Below are 2,614 nucleotides of genomic sequence, written 5' to 3'. Positions count from 1 at the left end.
TGATTTTGGAAACGTTCCGGTGGAACGTTTCCAACGGGATATGTCTTAATGCAAAACTGATGGACACGGCACACCGTGCCCCTACAGATATGTCCGGCGATGGAGCGTTTTCACGCAACCCCCTTGACAATTCCACCGCAATATGCTATGATAAATGCATTGAAAATCGTGTGGAAGAGGAAGAGTATCCGGATTCGTGCCGGCGCAGAGAGGCTCCGGCTGGTGAGAGGAGCAGCGGTACCCCGGAGAATACCCCTCGGAGCGGATTCCCTGAACGGACTGGACAGTAGGGGAATACGGGTGCGCCCGTTACAGCGTCAACGAGGCCGGGTGCAGTGCGTTTGCAGTCCGGCAAACTGAGGTGGTACCACGTTTCACAGCGTCCTCAGGCAGATGCAGCGAAGATGCAGCTGTCTGGGGACTTTTTTTCTCGGACAGACCGCCAGAAAAACAAAGGAGATTGCAAAAAATGACAGTGTTTGAAGAACTCAAACGGCGTGGGCTCATCGCACAGATGACCGACGAAAAGGAAATCGAAGAACTGGTGAATGCCGGCAAGGCAACCTTCTACATCGGCTTCGACCCCACCGCAGACAGCCTGCACGTGGGACACTTTATGGCGCTCTGCCTGATGAAGCGCCTCCAGATGGCGGGCAACAAGCCCATCGTCCTCATCGGCGGCGGTACGGCAATGATCGGCGACCCGTCCGGCAAGACCGACATGCGCAAGATGATGACGAAGGAGACCATCCAGCACAACGTAGACTGCTTCAAGAAACAGATGAGCCGGTTCATCGATTTTTCCGAGGGCAAGGCAATTGTCGTCAACAACGGCGACTGGCTGCTGAACCTGAACTATGTGGACGTGCTGCGGGATGTGGGCGCACACTTCAGCGTCAACCGCATGCTCTCCCATGAGTGCTACAAGCAGCGCATGGAGCGTGGCCTGACATTCCTGGAATTCAACTACATGATTATGCAGAGCTACGACTTCTACAAGCTGTTCCAGGATTACGGCTGCAACATGCAGTTCGGCGGAGATGACCAGTGGGCAAACATGCTGGGCGGTACCGAGCTGATCCGCCGGAAGCTGGGCAAGGATGCCTACGCTATGACCATCACTCTGCTGCTGAACTCCGAGGGCAAGAAGATGGGCAAGACCGAAAAGGGCGCAGTATGGCTGGATCCCGAAAAGACTACGCCCTACGAGTTCTACCAGTACTGGCGGAATGTGTCCGATCAGGATGTCATCAAGTGCCTGAAGCTTTTGACCTTCGTGCCCATCGAGCAGATCGAGGAGATGGAGCGCACGCTGGAGGGACAGCAGCTGAATCAGGCAAAGGAACTGCTGGCGCACGAGCTGACCGAGCTGGTGCACGGCAAGGACGCAGCCGACAAGGCGCAGGAAGCCGCCAAGGCAATGTTCGGCGGAAGCGGAAACAACGACAACATGCCCACCACCATCTTGAAAGCAGAGGAGCTGACGGACGGCGGAATCGGCATTCTGACCCTCATGGTGCGCTGCGGTCTGGCACCGTCCAACGGCGAGGCTCGCCGTCTGGTGCAGCAGGGCGGCGTTGCCATCAATGACACCAAGATCATCGATCCCAAGTGCGTGATCTACCCCGAGGCAGAGACCATTCTCCGCAAGGGCAAGAAGGTGTTCCATAAGGTGATCGTGGAGGAATAACCGCAAAGGTTTCTCCCGAAACAGAAATCAAAAGGGCGTTCTGTGTGTGCAGGGCGCTCTTTTTTTGTGAAAATACGAATAAAATGTTGAAATTTACAGATGAGTCTAGAATTAGTCGTTTTTTATTCTTTCTTTTGAGCTATAATTTTACATATGAGCTATAATTTTACATAACATCATGAATTGATGCAGGGGCGGACAAAAAAAAGGAGGATTTGCGAAACATGAAATTGTGGAAAAAAATTTTGTCAGCGGTGACCGCAGGGGTGCTTTGTCTGGGCAGCGTTGGCGTGACTGGCATGCAGAGCGTGCTGGAAAGCATGGGAACGGTGCTGTCGGCAAGTGCGGACTCTTATTCTTATGGTGATTTATCCTATGAAGTAACAGATGCCGGTGATATTGTAATTACAGATTGCAGATTAAATGCAGAAATTGTTGAAATCCCGTCGGAAATTGATGGGAAAAGTGTGACGAGTATTGGGGAATATGCCTTTTCATCCTGTAGGAGTTTGACCGAAATCACAATACCGGACAGCGTAACGAGGATTGGAGGGTATGCTTTTTACACTTGTACCAGTCTGACATCAATCATGATACCAGACAGCGTGATGAGTATTGGAGGGTATGCTTTTTCCGACTGTACCAGTTTGACATCAATCATGATACCGGACAGCGTAACGAGTATTGGAGAGTTTGCTTTTTGCAGTTGTACCAGTTTGACATCAATCATGATATCGGACAGTGTGACGAGTATTGGAGGGGGTGCTTTTTACGACTGTGACAGTTTGACATCAATCACGATACCAGACAGTGCGACGAGTATTGGCGGGAGAGCTTTTTCTGGCACGCCGTGGTTAGCTAAAAAGCAAGAAGAAACCCCCTTGGTCGTTGTGAACGGAATTTTGATTGACGGGTCAACTTGCA

At 51.6% G+C, this 2,614-nt stretch carries 2 protein-coding genes and 1 other annotated feature; both genes read left to right on the top strand.

What is annotated here, in order from left to right; all coding sequences use genetic code 11:
• The first annotated feature begins 162 nt into the window (after positions 1 to 162).
• Positions 163 to 390: a binding site (T-box leader), on the top strand.
• A 79-nt stretch (positions 391 to 469) separates the two neighbouring features.
• Complete coding sequence (tyrS, locus tag QZL66_RS03940; RefSeq protein ID WP_022410449.1) at positions 470 to 1,690, top strand: tyrosine--tRNA ligase; 1,221 nt, start codon at positions 470 to 472, stop codon at positions 1,688 to 1,690.
• Positions 1,691 to 1,914: 224 nt separating this feature from the next.
• Positions 1,915 to 2,614: leucine-rich repeat domain-containing protein (locus tag QZL66_RS03935; RefSeq protein ID WP_293601838.1), on the top strand; the 700-nt coding region annotated here is incomplete at its 3' end.

The organism is Ruminococcus sp. CAG:330 (genome assembly GCF_000437175.1).
Lineage (GTDB): Bacteria > Bacillota > Clostridia > Oscillospirales > Ruminococcaceae > Ruminococcus_C.
This window is presented reverse-complemented; position numbering and strand designations above follow the sequence as displayed.

Bases quoted from the DNA above. Each gene is read 5' to 3' on its own strand.
- tyrS (WP_022410449.1), top strand. From the start codon at position 470: ATGACAGTGTTTGAAGAACTCAAACGGCGTGGGCTCATCGCACAGATG.